General features: G+C 60.1%; 18 protein-coding genes. 10 read left to right on the forward strand and 8 right to left on the reverse strand.

Annotated features, from left to right (window positions below; translation table 11 throughout):
* Positions 1-22: 22 nt before the first annotated feature.
* The 4 genes from ligA to JOE29_RS15600 form a co-directional block, all read right to left on the reverse strand.
* Positions 23-2,386, reverse strand: a complete 2,364-nt coding sequence (gene ligA / locus JOE29_RS15585; protein WP_003423394.1) for an NAD-dependent DNA ligase LigA — start codon at positions 2,384-2,386, stop codon at positions 23-25.
* Positions 2,387-2,515: 129 nt separating this feature from the next.
* A complete protein-coding gene (gene zipA, locus JOE29_RS15590) occupies positions 2,516-3,379 on the reverse strand; it encodes a cell division protein ZipA (RefSeq protein ID WP_003343047.1) in 864 nt (287 codons plus the stop codon).
* Positions 3,380-3,629: 250 nt separating this feature from the next.
* On the reverse strand, positions 3,630-7,118 hold the full coding sequence (gene smc / locus JOE29_RS15595) for a chromosome segregation protein SMC (protein WP_003423392.1): 3,489 nt from the start codon (positions 7,116-7,118) through the stop codon (positions 3,630-3,632).
* A gap of 4 nt (positions 7,119-7,122) precedes the next feature.
* A complete protein-coding gene (locus tag JOE29_RS15600) occupies positions 7,123-7,782 on the reverse strand; it encodes a GntR family transcriptional regulator (protein WP_032660415.1) in 660 nt (219 codons plus the stop codon).
* 276 nt (positions 7,783-8,058) lie between these two features.
* Between JOE29_RS15600 and xdhA the strand changes: the two genes are divergently transcribed.
* Genes xdhA through guaD form a run of 4 tightly spaced genes read left to right on the forward strand, consistent with a single transcriptional unit; the run spans position 8,059 to position 14,192 of the window.
* Positions 8,059-9,513 carry a xanthine dehydrogenase small subunit gene (gene xdhA, locus JOE29_RS15605; RefSeq protein WP_074996997.1) on the forward strand — a complete coding sequence of 485 codons (1,455 nt, stop codon included), beginning with the start codon at positions 8,059-8,061 and terminating at the stop codon, positions 9,511-9,513.
* Positions 9,506-12,025, forward strand: a complete 2,520-nt coding sequence (xdhB, locus tag JOE29_RS15610; RefSeq protein ID WP_210079679.1) for a xanthine dehydrogenase molybdopterin binding subunit — start codon at positions 9,506-9,508, stop codon at positions 12,023-12,025. Before xdhA ends, xdhB begins: the two co-directional genes overlap by 8 nt.
* Complete coding sequence (gene xdhC, locus JOE29_RS15615) at positions 12,022-12,861, forward strand: xanthine dehydrogenase accessory protein XdhC (protein ID WP_074996999.1); 840 nt, start codon at positions 12,022-12,024, stop codon at positions 12,859-12,861. Before xdhB ends, xdhC begins: the two co-directional genes overlap by 4 nt.
* A 17-nt stretch (positions 12,862-12,878) precedes the next feature.
* A complete protein-coding gene (guaD, locus tag JOE29_RS15620) occupies positions 12,879-14,192 on the forward strand; it encodes a guanine deaminase (protein WP_177231928.1) in 1,314 nt (437 codons plus the stop codon).
* Between the two features lie 102 nt (positions 14,193-14,294).
* Here guaD and JOE29_RS15625 read toward each other — a convergent pair whose 3' ends face one another.
* Together JOE29_RS15625 and uraH are read right to left on the reverse strand one after the other, a co-directional pair.
* Entirely contained in the window at positions 14,295-15,044 is a 750-nt protein-coding gene (locus JOE29_RS15625; protein ID WP_210079680.1) for a GntR family transcriptional regulator, read from the reverse strand.
* 111 nt (positions 15,045-15,155) lie between these two features.
* Positions 15,156-15,509: a hydroxyisourate hydrolase gene (gene uraH, locus JOE29_RS15630; RefSeq protein WP_003396325.1), complete on the reverse strand. Its 354-nt coding sequence runs from the start codon at positions 15,507-15,509 to the stop codon at positions 15,156-15,158.
* A 398-nt stretch (positions 15,510-15,907) separates the two neighbouring features.
* Between uraH and puuE the strand changes: the two genes are divergently transcribed.
* The 6 genes from puuE (at position 15,908) to JOE29_RS15660 (ending at position 21,625) form a co-directional block, all read left to right on the forward strand.
* Positions 15,908-16,837, forward strand: coding sequence for an allantoinase PuuE (gene puuE / locus JOE29_RS15635; RefSeq protein ID WP_210079681.1), 930 nt, complete (start codon positions 15,908-15,910; stop codon positions 16,835-16,837).
* The gene (gene uraD / locus JOE29_RS15640; protein ID WP_044311676.1) at positions 16,834-17,349 is read left to right on the forward strand and encodes a 2-oxo-4-hydroxy-4-carboxy-5-ureidoimidazoline decarboxylase; all 516 of its coding nucleotides are present in this window, start codon (positions 16,834-16,836) and stop codon (positions 17,347-17,349) included. Before puuE ends, uraD begins: the two co-directional genes overlap by 4 nt.
* Before the next feature lie 41 nt (positions 17,350-17,390).
* Positions 17,391-18,386, forward strand: a complete 996-nt coding sequence (alc, locus tag JOE29_RS15645) for an allantoicase (protein WP_016567640.1) — start codon at positions 17,391-17,393, stop codon at positions 18,384-18,386.
* Between the two features lie 277 nt (positions 18,387-18,663).
* The gene (locus JOE29_RS15650; protein WP_003396316.1) at positions 18,664-19,176 is read left to right on the forward strand and encodes an ureidoglycolate lyase; all 513 of its coding nucleotides are present in this window, start codon (positions 18,664-18,666) and stop codon (positions 19,174-19,176) included.
* A 5-nt stretch (positions 19,177-19,181) separates the two neighbouring features.
* The gene (locus JOE29_RS15655; protein ID WP_003423374.1) at positions 19,182-20,474 is read left to right on the forward strand and encodes a urate hydroxylase PuuD; all 1,293 of its coding nucleotides are present in this window, start codon (positions 19,182-19,184) and stop codon (positions 20,472-20,474) included.
* 365 nt (positions 20,475-20,839) lie between these two features.
* The gene (locus tag JOE29_RS15660) at positions 20,840-21,625 is read left to right on the forward strand and encodes an outer membrane protein OmpK (RefSeq protein WP_003396313.1); all 786 of its coding nucleotides are present in this window, start codon (positions 20,840-20,842) and stop codon (positions 21,623-21,625) included.
* A gap of 176 nt (positions 21,626-21,801) precedes the next feature.
* Here the strand turns inward: JOE29_RS15660 and JOE29_RS15665 are convergent, their stop codons facing one another.
* Entirely contained in the window at positions 21,802-22,710 is a 909-nt protein-coding gene (locus tag JOE29_RS15665; RefSeq protein ID WP_032660395.1) for a DUF808 domain-containing protein, read from the reverse strand.
* A 148-nt stretch (positions 22,711-22,858) separates the two neighbouring features.
* Complete coding sequence (locus JOE29_RS15670) at positions 22,859-23,365, reverse strand: Lrp/AsnC family transcriptional regulator (RefSeq protein WP_003315203.1); 507 nt, start codon at positions 23,363-23,365, stop codon at positions 22,859-22,861.
* Between the last annotated feature and the right edge of the window lie 38 nt (positions 23,366-23,403).

The raw sequence follows: 23,403 nt of genomic DNA on the forward strand, positions 1-23,403 counted from the left end.
GCATACGGAGCGTCGGCCTCCCTCAATCAACCGCCACGCCCAGCTCGGTCAAGCGTTTGAGCAGTGCATCTTCGTCCAGCACGGTAAGACCCAGTTCGTTGGCCTTGGTCAGCTTCGAGCCGGCACCAGGCCCCGCGACCACGGTGTGGGTCTTGGCCGAGACCGAGCCGGACACCTTGGCACCGAGGCTTTCGAGCTTTTCCTTGGCGACATCGCGGCTCATGCGCTCCAGCGAGCCGGTCAGCACCCAGGTCTGGCCTGCCAGCGGCAAGCCTTCGACGGTTTTTTTCTCGCTGCGCCAGTGCATGCCGAAGTCCTTGAGCTGGGCTTCGATGGCGCGGGCACGCTCGGCGTTTGCGCTGTCGTCGAAGAAATCGCGGACCGACTTGGCCTGTTTCTCCGGCAGTGCCTGACGCATGTCCAGCCAGTCGGCGCTGATGATGGCCTCCAGCGTACCGAACCGGTCCGCCAGTTTCTGCGCAGCACCCGGCCCTACCGACGGAATGTGCAGTTTGTCGATCAGCCCTTCCAGTGTGGTGCTGGCCGCGAACTCGGCGCCCAGCTCGCCCTGGTCCTGCAATTGCAGACCGCATTCACCGAGCAGCGCATCGATGACGCTACGGTTGTGCTCGTCCTCGAAGAAGCTGTGAATCTCGTAAGCGACTTCCAGGCCGACATCCGGCAGGTAGGTCAAGACTTCCGGCAAAGCCTGTTTGACACGCTCCAGCGACGCCAGCGAACGCGCCAGGACCTTGGCCGTCTCTTCACCCACATCGGGAATGCCCAAGGCATAGATGAAGCGCGCCAGGGTTGGCTGTCGGCTGTCGGCGATGGCCTTGAGCAGCTTGTTGCTGGAGATTTCAGCGAAGCCTTCCAGGTCGATGATCTGTTCGTATTTCAGCTTGTACAGATCGGCAGGCGAGCCGATGAGTTTCTCATCGACCAGCTGCTCGATGGTCTTGTCTCCCAGCCCTTCGATGTCCATGGCGCGACGCGAGACGTAATGGATGATCGCCTGCTTGAGTTGCGCACCGCAGGCCAGACGCCCGACACAGCGATACACCGCGCCCTCGGTGACGGTTTCCTTGCCTTTGCTGCGTTTGATCAACTGCGTGCGCTCGACGTGCGAGCCGCACACCGGGCAGGTCTGTGGAACCTGCACTGCCCTGGCATTCTCGGGGCGGCGCTCGGCAACGACCTGCACCACCTGTGGAATCACGTCACCGGCACGCCGGATGATCACCGTGTCGCCGATCATCAGGCCGAGCCGCGCCACTTCGTCCATGTTATGCAGCGTGGCGTTGGCGACCATGACGCCTGCCACCTTGACCGGCTTGAGCCGCGCGACCGGCGTCACTGCGCCGGTACGGCCCACCTGAAACTCGACATCCAGCAGCTCGGTGAGCTCTTCCATGGCGGGGAATTTATGGGCAATCGCCCAGCGTGGCTCACGGGCGCGGAAGCCCAGTTCGCGCTGCGCTGCCAGGTTGTTGACCTTGAACACCACACCGTCGATCTCGTAAGTCAGCGCCAGGCGTCGCTCACCGATATCGCGGTAATAGGCCAGGCACTCCTCGACGCCATTCGCCAGTTTCAGCTCGCGACTGACCGGCATGCCCCATTTTTTCAGCGCTTCAAGCACGCCGATGTGAGTGTCGGCGATTTCCGCCGACGTCTGGCCCAGACCATAGCAACAGAACTCCAGCGGCCGGTTGGCCGTGATCTTGGAATCCAGCTGACGCAGACTGCCCGCTGCTGCGTTGCGCGGGTTGGCGAAGGTCTTGCCGCCGATTTCCAGCTGACTGGCGTTGAGGCGCTCGAAACCGGCCTTGGACATGAACACTTCACCACGCACTTCCAGCACATCCGGCCAGCCCTTGCCTTGCAGCTTGAGCGGGATGTTACGCACTGTGCGCACGTTGACACTGATGTCTTCGCCGGTGGTTCCGTCGCCGCGTGTCGCGCCCCGCACCAGAGCGCCGTCGCGATACAGCAGGCTGACTGCCAGACCGTCCAGCTTGGGTTCGCAGCTGTACTGCACCTTGCTGCCTTCGCCAAACAGGTCGCCGGCCGGCAAGTCCAGCCCCTCGGTCACCCGCCGGTCGAACTCAAGCATGTCGTTTTCTTCGAACGCGTTGCCCAGGCTGAGCATCGGCATTTCGTGACGCACCTGGGTGAACGCCGACAAGGCAGCGCTTCCGACCCGTTGCGTCGGCGAATCAGGGGTGACCAGATGGGGGTTTTCCGCCTCCAGGGCCTTGAGCTCGTGAAACAGGCGGTCGTACTCGACATCCGGAATGCTCGGTTCATCCAGAACGTGATAGCGGTAGTTGTGCTGATCCAGCTCTGCACGCAGTTCCAGGATTCGGGTTTCGACGGCCTTCATACGGTGTTCTCTCAAAAAGCAAAAAAGCAGCCGAGGCTGCTTAATCTGTTGGCTCTGTTCTGTTCAGGTCAGGCCCCGGCAGGGCGTGCCGCAGCACGCTCATGATCGGGGACCTGCCCAAGGGCTTGCTTAACCGCGACGCTGGGTCAACGCACGACGTTCGAACTCGACGATGCGCTGGCGGTAATGCTCGATGGTCTGCGCGGTCATGACGCTGCGCTGATCATCCTTCAGTTCGCCATCCAGCTCGTGAGCCAGCTTGCGAGCGGCGGCAACCATGACGTCGAATGCCTGCTTGGGATGACGAGGGCCTGGCAAGCCGAGGAAGAAGCTGACCGCACGGGTGCTGAAATGGTCGATATCGTCCAGGTCGAACACGCCGGGCTTGACCGCATTGGCCATCGAGAACAGCACTTCGCCGTTGCCAGCCATGCTCTCGTGACGGTGGAAAATGTCCATCTCGCCAAAACGCAGGCCGCTTTCCAGAATGTTCTGCAACAGTGCCGGGCCCTTGAAACCGCCTTCGCTGCGCGAGATCACGCTGATGACCAGTACTTCCTCAACCGGAGGCAGGTCCTTGTCTTCGGTGATGCGCTGGGCAGGCTTGTCATCCGGAAAATCGTCGTCGCGGCCGGTGAACAGGCTCGGGCCATCGAGATCCAGGTTCAGGTCGCCCTGCTGTGGCTCATCTTTGCGTTTCTTGTCATTGCGCTTGTCGCTGTTGCTGCGCTTGCCTTCACGCGGGCTGGCGCTCATGGACGGCAGATCCTGCTCGTCGAGCTGCGGCTCCTTGTGCGTATCCAGCACACGGGGCGGACCCAGCACTTCGGCAGACGTGGTTTCTTCTTCATCCGGAAGGTTGGAGAAGCTCCGATCCAGTCTGAATTTCAATTTACCCTTGCTGCCGCGCATACGGCGCCAGCCATCAAAGAGAATACCGGCGATGACTATTATGCCGATGACGATCAGCCACTCGCGCAGACCGATTTCCATGTAATCCAGTGCCTCTAATGAAGAAATCTGAAAATAAGGGCCTAAACCCCTTTAATACGTGGTGCCAAGTCTATGTTCTGACTGGCAATTCGCCCACGCGAAAATAAAAAGTGGTCACTAAACTAGCACGACCAAAGGTAACTTTACACCGTCTGTTACGTCTCTTCGCCGCCCAAATTGCCATCTCATGTACCAGCGTCTCATTTTCAGGCCTCCGGGCGGCCACTTGTCCGCAGAACGAGGCGTCGAATCAGGCATCCACCAGCGCCATCGCCTGCTCCACATCCACCGCTACCAGCCGCGAACAACCGGGCTCGTGCATCGTCACCCCCATCAGTTGATCGGCCATTTCCATGGCGATCTTGTTGTGGGTGATGTAGATGAACTGCACCGTTTGTGACATTTCTTTCACCAATCGTGCATAGCGCCCCACGTTGGCGTCATCCAGCGGCGCATCCACCTCGTCAAGCATGCAAAACGGCGCAGGATTGAGTTTGAAAATGGCAAACACCAGCGCCAGCGCGGTCAGGGCTTTTTCACCACCCGAGAGCAAATGGATGGTGCTGTTCTTCTTGCCAGGGGGACGCGCCATGATTGTCACCCCAGTATCGAGTAAATCTTCGCCTGTCAGTTCCAAATAAGCGGAGCCACCACCGAAAACTTTTGGGAAAAGTGCCTGAATTCCGCTATTTATCTGATCGAAGGTATCCTTGAAGCGGTTTCGGGTCTCCTTGTCGATCTTGCGGATGACGTTTTCCAGAGTGTCCAGCGCTTCGACCAGATCGGCATCCTGCGCATCCAGATAGCGCTTGCGCTCGGACTGCTGCTGATACTCGTCGATGGCCGCGAGGTTGATTGCGCCCAGACGCTGAATACGCCCGGCGATGCTTTCCAGTTGCTGCTCGGCAGCCTGTTCGCTGGCTTCCGGCGTCAGCGTGGCGAGCACGCCGTGCAAGTCGTAGCCGTCTTCATGCAGTTGGTCTTGCAAAGCTTTGCGACGCACCGTCAGTGCCTGCCACTCCAGACGCTGTTGTTCCAGCTGGCCACGCAGCAGTTGCGATTGCTGCTCGGCCTGGGTGCGGCGTTTTTCTGCCTCACGCAATTCGCGGTCAGCGTCTTCGAGTGCGTTCTTGGCGATGCGCATTTCGTCATCGACCACCATGCGCCGTTCCAGCAACTCTTCAAGCTTGAGGCGCAGCTCTTCGAGCGGTGCCTCGCCCTCCTCCAGATTCAGGCTCAGTTGTTCGCGCTTCTCGGTAAGCCTTTCGGACTGCATGCGCAGGCGCTCCAGCGCCTGACGGGTCGAATCGTATTGCGCCTTGATCGAGCCCAGACGCACCGCCAGTTGATGACTGTGATCCTTGTGCTGCCGCGCATCCTGACGTATCCGGTCCAGACGCTCACGCAGCGCATCACGCTGAGCCTGCAGCACCTCGCGCTGTTCGGTATCCTGCGCCATGCTGTCCAGCGCGTCCTGCAATTGCAGGCGCGATTCGCCAAGTTGCTCGTGCTCGACTGCGCGCTGCTCGCCCAGCTCGGCCAGTTCCTCATCAAGGCGGGTGCGCCGCAGGGTCAACTGCTCGACTTTTACCCGGACCGCCGACAGCTGCGCTTTCAGTTCGCTTTGCTGACGGGTTTCGTCCTGCACGCGACGGCGCAACTGCTCACGGGCGTCTTCCTCCTGCGACTGCTGCTCGCGCAAGACCAGTAATTGCTCTTCCAAAGTGGCCAGCGTCGCCTCGCGCTCATCGCGCTCCAGACTCAGCCGCTGCAATTCCTGACCGCGCGCCAGCACACCACTCTGCGCTTCGCTGGCGCGGCGTACGCGCAAAAAGTGCCGCCCCACCCAGTAGCCGTCACGACTGATCAGGCTTTGTCCGGCGCTGAGTTGTACGCGTCGCGCCAGCGCCTCATCCAGGTTCTCCACCGGAATCACCTGGCCCAGCCAGGCGGACAGATCAACCGTGCTGTCGACCTTTTCCAGCAAGCTGCCCGGCGCGCGAACCGTGTCAGCACCCGCGCTGAGCAAGCGCAGGTCGCCCTGCTGAAAACCGGCCAGATCGAGGCCGTCGAAGTCATCCACCAGCACGGCCTGCAAATCAGCGCCAAGCACGGTTTCCACGGCCAGTTCCCAGCCGGCTTCGACGCTCAGCCCCTCGGCCAGACGCGGTCGCTCGGCCAGTTGCTGGTCACGCAGCCACTCGGCGGTGCCGGTGTCCGGGTCAAGTGCAGCCTGCTGCAGCGCCTCCAGGGACGCCAGCCGGCCATTGAGACGTTGCAGCTCGCCCTGCGCCTGCTGTTGCGCCTGACTGGCGTGCTGCAACGCCTCGCGCAATTGCTCAAGACGCTCGACCGCCTGCTCTTCGCCCATGTGCAGCTCTTCAAGGGTCATGTCGCGGGTGGCGAGGTCTTCGCTCAATTGCAGAATGGCCGCATCTTCCGGGTCGGCGGCCAGCAGTTGACGCTCTTCGGCCAGACGCCGCTGGCGCTCTGCCAGGCGTTCGATGCTCTGTTCCAGCTGCTGAATGCGTGACTGCTGGACCTGTGCCTGACGCTGCGGCTCGGCGGATTGCTGATTGAAGACGTCCCACTTCTCCTGCCAGCCCTGCATGGCCGCTTCGGCGTCTTCCAGAGCGATGGCCGACTCCTCGGCGGCGGCGCTGGTCATTTCCTGCTCGGGCTCGAGCATCTCCAGCTCTTCGCCGAGGGTGGCGAGCAAGGTGGTGTCGTGCCCAAGGTGCGATTCGGTTTCCTGGCGGGCACGCTCAGCTTCTCGCAGGTCATCCTGCAACTGGCGCAGCCGCTGCTGACCGTGCTGAATGCTCTGCTCGACGCGGGCAATGTCGCCGCCGACCGAATAAAAGCGGCCCTGCACCAGGTTGAAGCGTTCGGACAGGTCATGGTGGCCGTCGCGCAGCCTTTCGATACTGGCATCGGCACTGCGCTGATCGGCCACCAGCGCCTCGAAGCCCACTTCCTGATTGCCGATCACCGCCTCGCGCTGACCCACCAGATCATTCAGCGCCTGCCAGCGCAGGGCCGACAATTGCGCTTTCAGCTGGCGCTCTTCGGCCTTGTATTCCTGATACTTCTCGGCGGCCTGAGCCTGCCGGTGCAGACGCTCCAGCTGGCGCTCCAGCTCTTCACGCAGGTCGGTCAGGCGCGCCAGGTTCTCGTGGGTGCGACGAATGCGGTTTTCGGTTTCCCGGCGCCGCTCCTTGTACTTGGAGATCCCCGCGGCTTCTTCGATGAAGTTGCGCAGGTCTTCAGGCTTGGCCTCGATCAGTTTGGAGATCATGCCCTGTTCGATGATCGAATAGCTGCGCGGCCCCAGGCCGGTGCCGAGGAAGATATCGGTGATGTCGCGACGGCGGCACTTGGTGCCGTTGAGGTAGTAGCTGTTCTGGCTGTCGCGGGTCACTTTGCGGCGAATGGAGATTTCCGCATACGCCGCGTACTCGCCCACCAACGTGCCGTCGGAGTTATCGAAGACCAGCTCGATGCTGGCCTGGCTGACCGGTTTGCGGCTGGTGGAGCCGTTGAAGATGACGTCGGTCATCGACTCGCCGCGCAGGTTCTTGGCCGAGCTTTCGCCCATGACCCAGCGCACGGCGTCAATGATGTTGGATTTACCACAGCCATTGGGGCCGACGACAGCCGCCATGTTGCTGGGGAAGTTCACCGTGGTGGGGTCGACGAAAGATTTGAACCCCGCCAGCTTGATGCACTTCAGGCGCACGGCGTCAGCCCGCTGCCAGGGCGGCCAGCACCAACTGGCAGCTGCGCTGACAGTAGCTGACCAGCACAACACGAATCTTCGGGATATCCCGTGCCACCACTGCGCCAAGCAGTTCGTCGAACAACGCCAGGTAGTCGCCCATATCGGCCTTGCGTTGCTCGAGCGCGATGAAATAGCTGCGGCTCATGGAAGGCTGCAGATTCTCGACGGTTTCCTCAAGGTACGGGTTGTTGGCGAACGGATAGGCTGCGCGCATCACATTGAAGCTCTCTTCGACGAATGCATTGACGTCCTGCTGCTCGAAACTGGCCTGCAGACGCTGTTGTATCTGCATGAACGGCGCAAGATCCGCCTCGGTCGTCCAGCGCTCGACCACCGCGTTGGCCAGCAGAATGTACAGCTCTCTCATCATGCAGCACAGGCTGGTGACATTGTGTGCGTTGAGCACCGTGACCTGTGCGCCACGACGCGGCAGGATCACCACCAGGTGGCGGCGCTCCAGAATCAGTAATGCTTCGCGCACGGAGCCACGGCTGACGTTCAACGCCTGCGTGACTTTCTGTTCCTGGATACGCTCTCCAGGCTTGAGCTCACCGCGAATGATCCGCTCGGCAAGATGATGAGCAATTTGCTCAGCGAGGCTGTCCGGGGCCTTGAACGTCATGACTATCCTTCAGAAAAAACCAGTTCCGCATGCAAGCCGCGGAGTGTATCGCAACCGGCACCGGTGGCGCAGGGCCATAAACGCGGAAACTGGCACGAAATACGCAAAACCTTGAATACAGCCGGCAGGCAATTCAAGAACCAGAGGTTGTTTGATCGGCAGATGGCCGAAAAACTCAATTTCCTGACTCTGAAGTCAGAAACAAATTGACCCAATAAACATAGCTGATAGATTCATCGACATGTCTGATGACAATAAACGTGAGGGCTTTGCGCCGTGATTCAGTTCCTTTTGAACCAAGAGCTAAAAACCGAGCGCAGCCTGAATCCGAACATGACCGTGCTGACCTACCTGCGTGAGCAGGCACACAAGCCCGGTACCAAGGAAGGTTGTGCCAGTGGTGACTGCGGTGCCTGCACCGTCGTGGTAGGCGAGTTGCACAGTGACGCCGACGGCGAGCAAACGCTGCGTTATCGCAGCCTCAATTCATGCCTGACGTTCATGGCGTCGCTGCACGGCAAACAATTGATCAGCGTCGAGGACCTCAAACATCAGGGCCAGTTGCACAGCGTGCAGAAGGCGATGGTCGAGTGTCATGGCTCGCAATGCGGCTTTTGTACCCCGGGTTTCGTGATGTCGCTGTTTGCCCTGCAAAAGAACAGCAGCGAAGCCGATGCCCATCAGGCCCACGAAGCCCTGGCCGGCAACCTGTGTCGCTGCACCGGCTATCGCCCTATTCTGGCCGCCGCCGAGCAGTCTTGCGCGCAGCGCCTGCCGGACCAGTTCGATCAGCGCCAGGCGCAAACCGTCGAACGCCTGCGCGCCATCGCCCCGGCCGGCACCGAAGAACTGAATGACGGCGAAAAACGCTGCTTCATTCCGCTGACCGTTGCGGATCTGGCGGACCTCTACGACAGCCATCCACAGGCGCGTCTGCTGGCCGGCGGCACCGATCTGGCCCTGGAAGTCACGCAGTTTCACAAACAGTTGCCAGTGATGATTTACGTCGGACACATTGACGAGATGAAGGGCGTGAAGCGTTTCGACGATCGCCTGGAGATCGGTGCGGCAACCCCACTGACCGATTGTTATGCAGCGCTAAAGGCCGAATACCCGGACTTTGGCGAGTTACTGCAGCGCTTCGCCTCGTTACAGATCCGCAATCAGGGCACGCTGGGTGGCAACATCGGCAACGCCTCCCCCATCGGCGATTCCCCGCCGCTGCTGATCGCCCTTGGTGCGCAGGTCGTGCTGCGCAAAGGCAACAGTCAGCGCACCCTGGCACTGGAAGACTATTTCATCGATTACAAGGTCACGGCCCGTCAGGAAAGCGAGTTCATCGAAAAAATCATCGTGCCCACCGCCTCTGCGCGACAGATTTTCCGCGCCTATAAAGTCTCCAAACGTCTGGATGACGACATCTCGGCGGTCTGCGCTGCTTTTCGCCTGACCCTTGAAGATGGCGTGATCCACGAGGCTCGCGTAGCGTTCGGCGGTATGGCGGCGATTCCGAAACGTGCAGCGGCCTGCGAACAGGCGCTGATCGGGCAGCCATGGAACCATGCAACCGTCGAGCGCGCCTGCGCTGCGCTGCGCGAGGACTTCACCCCGCTGTCGGATTTCCGGGCGAGCAAGGAATACCGCCTGTTGAGCGCGCAAAACCTGCTGCGCAAGTACTTCATCGAATTACAGACCCCAGCCGTTCCAACGCGGGTGACTGACTATGTCTGAGCATTCCCCAAACACCACCCAGGCCGAGATGCTTGCGGTATTTCAGCAGGGTCTGAACACCGGCGTGGGCCGCAGCGTCAAGCACGACAGTGCCGACAAACACGTGTCAGGCGAAGCGGTGTACATCGATGATCGCCTGGAATTCCCCAACCAGTTGCACGTCTACGCACGCCTTTCCGACCGAGCCCATGCGCGCATCATCAGCATCGATACCACGCCCTGCTACGCCTTCGAAGGTGTACGCATCGCGATTACCCATCAGGATATTCCGGGGCTCAAGGACATTGGGCCGTTGCTGCCCGGCGACCCGCTGCTGGCCATCGACAAGGTGGAGTTCGTCGGGCAACCGGTGCTCGCGGTGGCGGCTCGCGACCTGGACATTGCACGCCAGGCAGCCATGGCGGCAATCATCGAATACGAAGACCTGCAACCGGTGCTGGATGTGGTCCAGGCCCTGCGCCAGAAACACTTCGTGCTCGACAGCCATACCCACAAGCGTGGCGACTCTGCCGCTGCCCTGGCGCGCGCAACCCACCGCCTACAGGGCAACCTGCACATTGGAGGCCAGGAACATTTTTACCTGGAAACCCAGATCTCCTCGGTGATGCCGACCGAAGACGGCGGCATGATCGTCTATTGCTCGACCCAGAACCCCACGGAAATCCAGAAGCTGGTGGCCGAGGTGCTGGGCGTGCCGATGAACCGCATCGTGGTCGACATGCGCCGCATGGGCGGTGGTTTTGGCGGCAAGGAAACCCAGGCGGCCAGTCCGGCCTGCCTGTGCGCCGTGATTGCCCGCTTGACCGGCCAGCCCACCAAGATGCGCCTGCAACGCTTCGAAGACATGCAGATGACCGGCAAGCGCCACCCGTTCTACATCGAGTACGACGTGGGCTTCGACGATGACGGACGCTTGCAGGGCATACAGCTGGATCTGGCCGGCAACTGTGGCTATTCGCCGGACCTCTCGGCGTCCATCGTCGACCGCGCCATGTTTCATGCCGACAACGCCTATTACCTGGGCGAAGCCACCGTCAACGGTCACCGCTGCAAGACGCACACTGCGTCCAATACCGCCTACCGGGGCTTTGGCGGCCCGCAGGGCATGGTCGCCATCGAAGAGGTCATGGACTGCATTGCACGCTTCCTCGGCAAGGACCCGTTGCACGTGCGCAAGGCCAACTATTACGGCAAGACCGAGCGCAACATCACCCACTATTACCAGACGGTCGAACACAACCTGCTGGAAGAGATGACCGCCGACCTCGAGCAAAGCAGCCAGTACGCCGAGCGCCGCGAAGCGATTCGTGCGTTCAATGCCGGCAGCCCGGTGCTGAAAAAAGGCTTGGCGCTGACACCGGTCAAGTTCGGCATCTCGTTCACCGCCAGCTTTCTCAATCAGGCCGGTGCGCTGATTCATATCTACACCGACGGCAGCATCCACCTGAACCATGGCGGCACCGAAATGGGCCAGGGTTTGAACACCAAGGTCGCGCAGGTCGTGGCCGAGGTGTTCCAGGTGGACATCGAGCGCATACAGATCACCGCGACCAACACCGACAAGGTGCCGAACACCTCGCCCACTGCCGCTTCGAGCGGTACGGACCTTAACGGCAAAGCCGCACAAAATGCCGCTGAAATCCTCAAGCAAAGGCTGGTGGAGTTTGCTGCCATGCACTATCAGGTGAGCGAAGCAGAGGTCGAATTCCGCAACGGCCATGTGCGGATCGGCGAGCTGTACCTGCCGTTCGCCGAACTGGCGCAATTGGCATGGATGGGCCAGGTGTCGCTGTCGAGCACCGGCTATTACAAGACGCCGAAGATTTTCTACGACCGCAGCCAGGCGCGTGGCCGGCCGTTCTATTACTACGCCTTTGGCGCAGCCTGCGTGGAGGTCATCGTCGATACGCTGACCGGCGAATACAAGATGTTGCGCACCGACATCCTTCACGACGTCGGCGCGTCGCTGAACCCGGCCATCGATATCGGTCAGGTCGAAGGCGGCTATATTCAGGGCGCCGGCTGGCTGACCACCGAGGAACTGGTGTGGAACGACAAGGGCAAGCTGATGACCAGCGGCCCGGCGTCCTACAAGATCCCGGCAGTGGCAGACATGCCGCTCGATCTGCGCATCAAGCTGGTAGAGAACCGCAAGAACCCGGAAGACACGGTGTTCCATTCCAAGGCCGTCGGCGAGCCGCCGTTCATGCTCGGCATCGCCGCCTGGTGCGCCATCAAGGACGCCGTGGCGAGCTTGGGTGACTATCGTCATCAACCAGACATCGACGCCCCGGCGACGCCGGAAAAAGTGTTGTGGGGCTGCGAACAGATGCGCCAGCACAGCGCTGCGCGTCGCGCACCCAGCGAAGGCGCCGAGCCGATTGTTTCTGCCGCTTCGCGAGCAAATGAAGAGGCTCCAGGCTCGCCTTCACCTATTCAGGATGCTCCCGTGGGAGCGAGCTTGCTCGCGAAGGCGCCTGGCCTGGATCACTCTGTCCTGGAGCAGAAATGAACAACTGGATCAGCGCCCTGGCCGAGCTGCAGGCCAGTGGAGAACCCGGCATTCTAGTGACGATCATCGAGGAGCTGGGCTCCACGCCACGTAATGCCGGATCGAAAATGGTGGTCTGCGCCGAGCACATCCACGACACCATCGGTGGCGGCCACCTGGAATACAAGGCCATGGAAATCGCCCGCGAGATGCTTGCCAGCGGCACCCGGCAGACGCGCCTGGAACGCTTCAACCTGGGTGCAAGCCTGGGCCAGTGCTGCGGCGGCGTGAACGTGCTGTTGTTCGAACCGATGGGCGAGCCCGTCGCGCAGATCGCCGTGTTCGGTGCCGGTCACGTCGGCCGCGCCCTGGTGCCGCTGCTGGCCAGCCTGCCCTGCCGGGTACGCTGGATCGACAGCCGTGAGCAGGAATTCCCCGAGTCGATGCCCGAGGGCGTGACGAAGATCATCAACGACGAGCCGGTCGACGAGGTCGCGCAACTGCCGGTCGGCACCTATTGCATCGTGATGACCCACAACCATCAGCTGGATCTGGAACTGACGGCCGCCATCCTCAGGCGTGGCGACTTTGGTTACTTCGGGCTGATCGGCTCGAAAACCAAACGGGTCAAGTTCGAACATCGCTTGCGGGAGCGCGGTTTCGACGCCAGTCTGCTGCAACGCATGCGTTGCCCGATGGGCCTGGCCGAGGTCAAAGGCAAGCTACCCATCGAGATCGCGGTGTCGATCGCCGCGGAAATAATCGCCACTTACAATGTCAGCTTTGGCCAACACACCGCCAACGCCGAACCTATCGCCAGACTGCTGCCTGCATCGCGCCGCAGTCAGTCGCAATGAGTCCCAACGAGAGTGCCATGAGTTCAGTTTCCCGCCGTAAAGCCTACCGCGCCGCCATCGTTCACAGCCTCGCCGACCCGGCCGAAGTGGCGCTGGAGGCATCCTATGAATACTTTGCCGACGGCCTGTTGCTGGTCGAGGACGGCAAGATCGTTTCGGTGGGTCACGCTGCCGATCTGCTGGAGCGCCTCGACGACGATGTCGAGCTGATCGGATACCCGGACGCCCTGATCACACCGGGGTTCATCGACACCCATATTCACTTGCCGCAAACCGGCATGATCGGCTCCTACGGCGAGCAATTGCTGGATTGGCTCAACACCTACACCTTTCCCTGCGAAAGCCAGTTCGCCGACCCCGCGCATTCGGCGCAGGTGGCCGACATCTTCATCAAGGAATTGCTGCGCAACGGTACGACCACGGCGCTGGTGTTCGGCAGTGTGCACAAGGAATCGGTCGAGGCATTTTTCAGTGCGGCCCAGGCACTTGATCTGCGCATGATCGCCGGCAAGGTGATGATGGACCGCAATGCACCGGATTACCTGGTCGATACGCCAGAAACCGGGTACGCCGACAGCAAGGCGCTTATCGAACGCTGGCATGGCAAAGGGCGTTTGAGCTACGCAGTGACGCCGCGCTTCGCGCCGACCAGCAGCCCGGAACAATTGAGCCTCGCCGGCCAGTTGCTCACCGAATACCCCGGTCTGTACCTGCAGACCCACATCAGCGAGAACCTTCAGGAGATCGAGTGGGTCAAGGCGCTGTTCCCGGAGCGCAAGCATTATCTGGACGTCTACGATCACTTCAACCTGCTCGGCGAGCGCTCGGTGTTCGCCCACGGCGTGCACCTGTGCGACGAACAATGCGCCCGACTGGCGCAGACCGGTTCGGCGATTGCCTTCTGCCCGACCTCCAACCTGTTTCTGGGCAGCGGCCTGTTCAACCTGCCAATGACCGAGAAGCACAAGGTGAATGTCGGCCTGGGCACCGACGTGGGCGGCGGCACCAGCTTTTCGATTCTGCAGACCCTCAACGAGGCCTACAAAGTCATGCAGATGCAGGGCGCGCGGCTCAATCCGTTCAAGTCACTGTACCTGGCAACGCTGGGCGGCGCGCGGGCGCTGCGTCTGGAAGACAAGGTCGGCAGCCTGAAGCCCGGCAACGAGGCCGACTTCCTGGTGCTCGACTACAACGCCACCCCGCTGCTGTCGTATCGCTTGAAGCAGGCGAAGACTATCGAAGAGATTCTCTTCGTGCTGATGACTATCGGTGATGACCGGACGGTGAAGCAGACCTGGTCGGGTGGCCGATTGGTGCATGACAGAGGCTAGCGCCTCGTTCCTCACGTTCCAGCGTCGTCAAGAGGATGCGGAGCGTCCGCAACGGCATGACGACACGGAACGTCGCACGAAAGTTGAATTATCCGCGAGGCCTTAACGCTCCGTCTTTTTCCGGCTCATGACATGCGAGAACACTGCATGCAGGTCGTCAGAGGTGCTGTCTTCATCAAGGTTGAGCTTGCTGTCGATGTGGTCCATGTGATGCATCATCAATTCGACGGCCAGCGCTGCATTGCGGGCTTCGATGGCGTCGATCAACTGGCTGTGCTCATCGTAGGAACAATGCGTGCGATTACCGATTTCGTACTGGGCAATGATCAGTGAGGTCTGCGACACCAGGCTGCGCTGGAAGCTGATCAGCGGCGCGTTTCTCGCCGCCACGGCCAACTGAAGGTGAAACTCGCCGGACAGACGAATACCGGCGCCCCGATCACCGCGAGCAAAGCTGTCGCGCTCGTCGCTGACCATCTGACGCAGCTCGGCCAGCTGCTCGGCAGTGGCGTGCTCGACCGCCAGTTGCGTGATTGCCTTCTCGACCATGCGCCGCGCGAAAAACACCTGACGCGCCTCTTCAACGCTGGGGCTGGCGACCACCGCGCCACGATTGGGGCGCAACAGCACGACGCCCTCATGCCCCAGCCGCGACAGAGCGCGACGAATGATCGTGCGGCTGACACCGAAAATCTCGCCCAGCGCCTCTTCACTCAGTTTGGTACCCGGCGCCAGCCGCTGTTCCAGGATGGCATCGAAGACATGTTCGTAAACGATATCGTCTTGCGTGACGTTACGGCTTAGGCCAAGCCTGCGCGGCTGTTTCTTGAGAGGCAGAGACTGGTCGTTCATGGGCACTCGTGCGCAGGTGAATTACGGCGTCGGGACTGGCGCATTGTACACAGGGCAAACGCGCAGACACGCGCAAAAAAAAGCCCGCAGTGTGGGGCGGGCAAGAGGTATTCAGCTGCCCCGGTACGTCGAGTAGCTGTACGGCGAGATTAGCAGCGGGACATGAAAGTGTTCCTGACCTGCATCAATGCCGAAGCGCAGCACCACCTCATCGAGAAAGGCAGGCTTATTCAGAACCACGCCCCGCGTGCGGTAATAATCGCCAGCCTTGAAGTGCAATTGATAGACGCCGGATTGATAAGTCTCACCCTGCAACAGCGGCGCATCGCAGCGCCCATCGCTGTTGGTAAGCGTACTGACAATATGCAGCAGTCGCTGGTCTTCGACCCGGTACAACTCGATGCGGATGGCGCTGCCGGGGCAGCCGTGGGCGGCGTCCAGTACATGTGTGGTCAATTTTCCCAAAACTTCACTCCTCACAGCCGGCCATGGTGAAGCAGTGCACCAATGAAGTGCTCTACATCGTGCGATTGCGACCGATTAAGACACTTTCGGGAAAACCTGTACACAATAAATTCTTCATCGTTCCGCAGCCCTTAGCCAGGACGCTGGCTGGGCGCGGGATTGGCCATACAAGAAGGAAGCAGAGGAAAAATATCAGGTTTTTTACGATTAGCTGACCAGTCAGGCAGGTTTCTTGCTTGTTTTACTCTTGCCGAGACGCTTCGGTGCAGAAACGTACAGGGTTACAAGCTGAAAATAAAATTGTATACAATCTTGATTCGACAGTGCCTTGACCGCTATTGGTATTGCACCTGACTTAACGCATCCAACGCACCCCATGGACAAGAAGGAAGCTTGCAGTGAGCGCTGACTACCCACGCGACCTGATCGGTTACGGCAACAACCCGCCTCACCCACGCTGGCCGGGTAATGCGCGCATTGCCTTGTCTTTCGTGCTGAATTACGAGGAAGGTGGCGAGCGCAATATTCTGCACGGCGACAAGGAATCAGAAGCCTTCCTGTCCGAGATGGTTGCCGCGCAGCCAGTCCAGGGCCAGCGCAACATGAGCATGGAGTCGCTGTACGAATACGGCAGCCGCGCCGGTGTGTGGCGCATTCTCAAGCTGTTCAGGCAGTTCGATATCCCCCTGACCATTTTTGCCGTGGCCATGGCCGCGCAGCGTCATCCAGAGGTGATCCGCGCCATGGTCGCCGAAGGTCATGAGATCTGCAGCCACGGCTATCGCTGGATCGACTACCAGAACATGGACGAAGCCCATGAGCGCGAACACATGCGCCAGGCGATCCAGATCCTCACCGAGATCAGCGGCGAACGGCCGCTGGGCTGGTACACCGGGCGCACCGGCCCCAACACCCGGCGCCTGGTCATGGAGGAAGGCGGTTTTCTCTATGATTGCGACACCTACGACGATGACCTGCCGTACTGGGAGCCGAACAACCCGACCGGCAAGCCTCATCTGGTGATTCCGTACACTCTGGACACCAACGACATGCGTTTCACCCAGGTGCAGGGTTTCAACAATGGCGAGCAGTTCTTCCAATACCTCAAGGATGCGTTCGACGTGCTGTATGCCGAAGGCGAAGACGCACCGAAGATGCTTTCCATCGGCCTGCATTGCCGCCTGATCGGCCGCCCCGCCCGCCTCGCCGCACTCAAGCGTTTCATCGAGTACGCCAAAGGCCATGAGCAAGTGTGGTTTACCCGTCGTGTCGATATCGCCCGGCACTGGCACACTGAACATCCGTTTACCGGCAAGGCCGAGCAATGAGCACGTTCAAGACACTGACACCTTCAAGCCTGCGCCGGGATGCGTTCATCGCGGCCTTCGCCGATATCTACGAACACTCACCGTGGGTCGCGCAGCAAGCGTTCGACCAAAGCACAGGCTCGCAACTCGATCAGGTGGAGGCCCTGCACGCTCGCATGAGCGAGATCTTGCTCGGTGCCACACACGAGCAACAACTGGCACTGATCAATGCCCACCCGGACCTGGCAGGCAAGGCTGCCGTTCAGGGCGAGCTGACTCAGGCCAGTACCGATGAACAGGCCGGCGCCGGTATTCACCATTGCACGCCTGAAGAGTTTCAGCGCTTTACCGAGTTGAACGAGGCTTACAAGGCCCGCTTCGGCTTTCCGTTCATCATGGCGGTCAAGGGCAGCGACAGACATAAGATTCTGGCGGCGTTCGAGCAACGCATCCACCACTCGCCCGAGGTCGAGTTCGCTTGCGCCCTGGCCGAGATCAACAAGATCGCACTGTTTCGTCTACAGGCGCTTTGAGCGTCGCAGTCATAACCGTATTCAGAAGGCAGACAAAGAGCATGAAAGTTTACGCCGCACCGTTCGAGAAGTTCGTGAACCTGGCCGACGCGCGTCTGGGCACCAAAATCCTCTCGGTCACCGATGACTGGTTCGCCGACGCCAACCGGCTGTTCCAGCCGACACCGGCCGTCTGGAAAGAAGGCGTGTTCGACGACAACGGCAAGTGGATGGACGGCTGGGAGTCGCGCCGTAAGCGTTTCGAAGGGTACGACAGCGCGGTGATTCGCCTCGGCGTGGCGGGAACCATCAAGGGTGTGGACATCGACACCTCGTTTTTCACCGGCAACTTCCCGCCTTCCGCATCGCTGGAAGCGTGCTTCCTGGCGTCGGGCGAGCCCGATGAAAACACCGCCTGGACCGAAGTGCTGCCGTCTGTGGAGCTGCAAGGCAACAGCCATCATTACCACGAGATCAGCAACGATCAGGCGTTCAGCCACCTGCGCTTCAACATCTACCCGGATGGCGGAGTCGCGCGTCTGCGCGTGTACGGTGTGCCGCATCGCGACTGGTCGAAAGTCAGCGAGGACGAGCAGATCGATCTGGTTGCGGCGCTCAATGGCGGCCGATCGATTGCCTGCTCCGATGAACACTACGGCAGCATGAGCAACATCCTCAACCCTGGTCGCGGTGTGAACATGGGCGACGGCTGGGAAACCGCGCGCCGCCGCACACCCGGCAACGACTGGGTGATCGTGGCGCTTGGGCACCAGGGCGAAGTCGAGAAAGTCATCGTCGATACCCTGCACTTCAAAGGCAACTACCCGGACAGCTGCTCGATTCAGGGCGCCCTGGTCAAGGGTGGTACCGACAGCCAGATCGAAACCCAGAGCCTGTTCTGGCGCGAGTTGCTGCCCAGCCAGAAGCTGACCATGCACGCCGAACACGAGTTCGCCGAGCAGATCAAGGCGATCGGCCCGATCACCCACATCCGCCTGAACGTATTCCCGGACGGTGGTGTGAGCCGGTTGCGGGTGCTGGGCAAGGTGTCCAGGTAACAACGCATAAACTCTCGTTCCTACGTTCGGCGCTCATCATATACATAAGTCCTGGAGCGCCCTGAATAAAAGGCTGCCAGGCTTCTGCCCGAAGGGCGTAGGAGCGAATTTGTTCGCGAAGACGGTGTTTCAGACGACGCATTTTGGAGAATGTACCGGCCCTTTCGCGAACAAGCGAAGCGTCGCCCGGTCCGCTCCTACGGCCTCCGGCCAGAATCCAAAGCGGATGTGTGTATAACGATGAGCGCACCCTCAAAACCATTGAAGAAGAACCCGCATGCGCAAACTGATAATCGAGCCACTGACCAAGGAAGCCTTTGCGCCATTCGGTGATGTGATTGAAACCGACGGCAGCGATCATTTCATGATCAACAACGGCTCGACCATGCGCTTTCATCGTCTGGCTGACGTGCAGACCGCGCAGCCGGAGGACAAGGCGATCATCAGCATTTTCCGCGCTGAAGCGCTGCCGATGCCGTTGACCATCGGCATGCTGGAGCGTCATCCGCTGGGCAGCCAGGCGTTCGTGCCGCTGCTCGGCAACCCTTTTCTGATCGTGGTCGCGCCGGTTGGCGATGAGCCTGAATCAGAGGCGACCCGCGCCTTCGTGTCGAACGGCAGGCAAGGTGTCAATTACCATCGCGGCGTCTGGCACCATCCAGTGCTGACGATCGAAAAGCGGGATGACTTCCTGGTGGTTGATCGCAGTGGCGAAGGCAACAACTGCGACGAGCATTACTTTGCCGAGAGCCAGTTGCTGGTTCTCGATCCCCACCCACTGGAAGGGTAAACACCGTGCTGGCACATATGATGGAATGGCTGAATCTGGGCGTGCGCTGGATTCACATGATTGTCGGCGTCGCCTGGATCGGCGCATCGTTCTACTTCGTCTGGCTGGAGAACAACCTCAACCGCAGCAACCCGCGTGAAGGCCTGTCGGGTGACCTGTGGGCGATCCACGGCGGTGGCATCTACCACCTGGAGAAGTACAAGCTCGCACCGCCGACCATGCCGGAGAATCTGCACTGGTTCAAATGGGAAGCCTATTCGACCTGGCTGTCCGGTGTCGCGCTGTTGTGCGTGGTGTTCTACGCCAACCCGACGCTGTACCTGCTGGCACCGGGCAGCAGCCTGAGTGGCGCCGAGGGCGTGCACATCGGCCTGGGTTCGTTGTTCGTCGGCTGGTTCATTTACAGCTTTCTGTGTGACTCGCCACTGGGCAAGCGCCCAGCCCTGTTGGGCGTGGTCCTGTTCGTGCTGCTGGTGGCGGCGGCATATGGTTTCAGCAAAGTGTTCAGCGGTCGCGGTGCCTATCTGCATGTGGGCGCGATCATGGGCACCATCATGGTCGGCAACGTGTTCCGCATCATCATGCCGGCCCAGCGCGCGCTGGTGGCCGCGATTGCCGAGAACCGCACGCCGGACCCAAGCCTTCCGGCAAAAGGCCTGTTGCGTTCACGACACAACAACTACTTCACCCTGCCCGTGCTGTTCATCATGATCAGCAATCACTTTCCAAGCACCTACGGCAGTGAGTACAACTGGCTGATTCTCGCAGGCATCGCGCTGCTGGCCGTGCTGGTGCGCCATTACTTCAATACACGCCACGACAGCCATCGATTTGCCTGGACCCTGCCGGTCGCGGCGCTGGGCATGCTGTGCCTGGCGTATGTCACCGGCCCTGCGCAAGCGCCGGCAAAAATTGTCTATCAGCCACTGCCCGGTACGGCGGTCGGCGGGCATCGGGCTGATGAGCAGCCTGCGCAACCCGCTGCTGCACCTGCCCAGGCAGCACCTGCCCAGCCCGAGCCTGCCAAGGTGGCAGGTGCAGACTTCAACAAGGTGCACGACGTCATCCGGCAACGTTGCTCGGTCTGTCACTCGGCCACGCCTACCAGCCAGCTATTCAGCGTCGCTCCGGCCGGCGTGATGTTCGATACGCCTGAACAGATCCAGCAACAGGCGCCGCGCATCAAGGCGCAGGCAATCACCGCGCCGATCATGCCGCTGGGCAATATCACCCAGATGACCCAGCAGGAACGTGATCTGGTAGGCGCCTGGATCGATCAGGGCGCGCACATCAACTGAAGCAACGGGCATTGCCCTGTTTTCGCTCCGGACGCCCTGCTCTGGAGCACTTGAGCACGGCGACGCGAGTCAGTATCCTCCGCCGCCGCTGCTCACCCGCCCCTCTTTTTCCCGATAGCTGAACCTGACCGGGCGGCCCACTGGCTGAACGGCACTCAGAACGCAGCCCATTGAAAAAAATAACCTGAAATCGACACTTCGATATCGGTTTGAAGGGTTACTTAAACTTTTTTTCACTGATTGGCGCAGCTCTTGCTAACAACACAAAGCTGACCAGACAGACAAATTATTGCAACCACCGACAAGGCGTCACGCATAGAACGCCAGTCCGAAAAAATCACGATCTACATCAAGGGGCTCACCGCATGAACCGTACGATTTCCAGTGCATTACTGGCCAGCAGTCTGCTGGCTGCTGCACCCGCCATGGCAGGAGATATCTTCCAGTGGCAGAGTAATAGCCTGACCTATCTCAATGGACGAGACTTTGCTGTCAACCCGGAAAATCAGCAGACCTTCACCTTTGAGCACGCGGACAGCTGGAAGTACGGCGACAACTTTTTCTTCGTCGACAAGATCTTCTACAACGGCAAGAAAGACGCAACCGCTGGCGATAACACCTATTACGGCGAGTTCTCGCCACGGCTTTCGCTGGGCAAGATCTTCGGCCAGAAGTTCGAGTTCGGGCCGATCAGCGATGTGCTGATTGCCGCAACTTACGAGTTTGGTGAGGGCGATAACGAGTCGTACCTGATCGGTCCGGCGTTCGACTTGAAGATCCCGGGTTTCGACTATTTCCAGCTTAACTTCTACCAGCGCCAGACCGAAGGCAATCGCCCGGGCGACGGCGTGTGGCAGATCACTCCGGTGTGGTCCTACACCATTCCGGTGGGCAAATCGGATGTGCTGATCGACGGTTTCATGGACTGGGTAGTCGACAACGACAAGACCTCGCGTGGCACTTACCACTCCAACCTGCACTTCAACCCGCAGATCAAGTACGACCTGGGCAAGGCACTGAATTACCCGGAGCGGCAGCTGTACGTGGGTATCGAATATGACTACTGGACCAACAAATACGGCATCAAGGACACCCGCTCCTTCGACACCGATCAGAACACCGCGAGCTTGCTGGTCAAGGTGTTCTTCTAAGCACGTTGTTTGACGGTGATGACGCTCACTGCGGAATTCTGTGGGAGCGCGCTTGCTCGCGAAGGCGGTGTTTCAGCCACCCTTCGGTTGGCTGTACCAACCCCTTCGCGAGCAAGCGAAGCGTCGCCCGGCTCGCTTCCACGGCCTTAGATCAGAAGTGTGGATGACCGCCTCAATCACTCCTTCGCAGCTTTCCAGACCTTGCCAATCAATGTCACGACCAGCACCAGCACGGCACCGGCAATGACCCCGGCAACAGCATCGATCAGCGTCGGAACGACCATCGACAGACCGCCTACCGCACCCGCTGCCGCTTCGGTCACACCCTCGACCCAATGATGAGCGAACGGCAGACCGTGGACCAGAATCCCGCCGCCGACCATGAACATCGCAGCCGTACCGACGATCGACAGCACTTTCATCAACACCGGTGCCAACCACAGCAGGCCGGCACCGATCTTTTGTGCAGCCGAAGCTGCGCTTTTCTTCAGGTACAGGCCCAGGTCATCGAGTTTGACGATACCGGCCACCAGCCCGTAGACACCCACAGTGATCAGCACTGCAACGATGACCAGCACGCCGACTTGATCCATGAAGGGTCTGGCCGAGACCACACCCAGTGCGAGCACGATGATTTCCGCCGAAAGAATGAAGTCCGTGCGGATCGCGCCTTTGACGCGTTCCTTTTCGAACGCCACCATGTCCACGGACGCATCCGCCGACGCCTGCTTACGCTGCTCATGCTCTTCGCCGGTTTCGGGATGCAGCCATTTATGGGCGATTTTCTCGAAGCCCTCGAAGCACAGAAACGCACCGCCGATCATCAGCAACGGCAGAATCGCCCAGGGTGCGAAGGCACTGATCAGCAACGCTGCCGGAACCAGAATGGCCTTGTTGAGCAGCGACCCCTTGGCCACGGCCCAGACAACCGGCAATTCGCGATCCGCTGAAACGCCGGTGACCTGCTGGGCATTGAGCGCCAGATCATCACCCAGCACACCCGCCGTTTTCTTCGTGGCCAGTGCCACGTCATCGAGCAGCGTCGCAATATCGTCAAGCAGGGTAAGCAAGCTTCCAGCAGCCAAAATGAAAATCCTTGAGCAAGTAAAAAAAAGGAAACGGCACTGATTGAATCATGCGCCAGAGTCAATCGTGTGGCAGTCAGCAACTCTGACCTTGGTCAAACGTGAACGTTTGACGCTGCATGCAGCAAACAGGCCACGCCAAACCCCGTCAGAGAGGTAACTGTGTGGTGGAAACGACCTGACGCAGTCCCATGAACGAACGAATCTGTCTGACACCGGGCAAGTACAGTAACTGTTCGGCGTGCAAACGGTTGAAGCTCTGACTGTCCCTGGTGCGCAACAACATGAAGTAGTCGAACTCGCCAGTGACGACATGAAACTCCATACAGCCGGAAACCTTCTGCGCAGCGGCTTCGAATTGGGCGAATGAATCCGGTGTCGAGCGGTCCAGCACGACACCGATCAGCACCACCATGCCCGCGTCCAGAACATCGCCATTGAGCAACGCCACCACGCCCTTGATCACGCCCGCCTCTTTCAGCCGCTCGACGCGCCGCAGGCACGCAGGCGGACTCAGTTTGACCTTCTCGGCAAGTGCCACATTGGAAATGGACGCGTCACGTTGCAAGGTCTTGAGGATGGCGCGGTCAATCCTGTCCAGCAGCGGCGTCACATCAGCACCGGACTTTTTAGTGCGTTCATTTATTGCTTTCATAATGAAATTCACACAATAAAAGTCTGTTTAGTTGCATT

Origin of the sequence: Pseudomonas sp. PvP009 (assembly GCF_017832995.1) — a bacterium.
Classification (GTDB): domain Bacteria; phylum Pseudomonadota; class Gammaproteobacteria; order Pseudomonadales; family Pseudomonadaceae; genus Aquipseudomonas; species Aquipseudomonas syringae.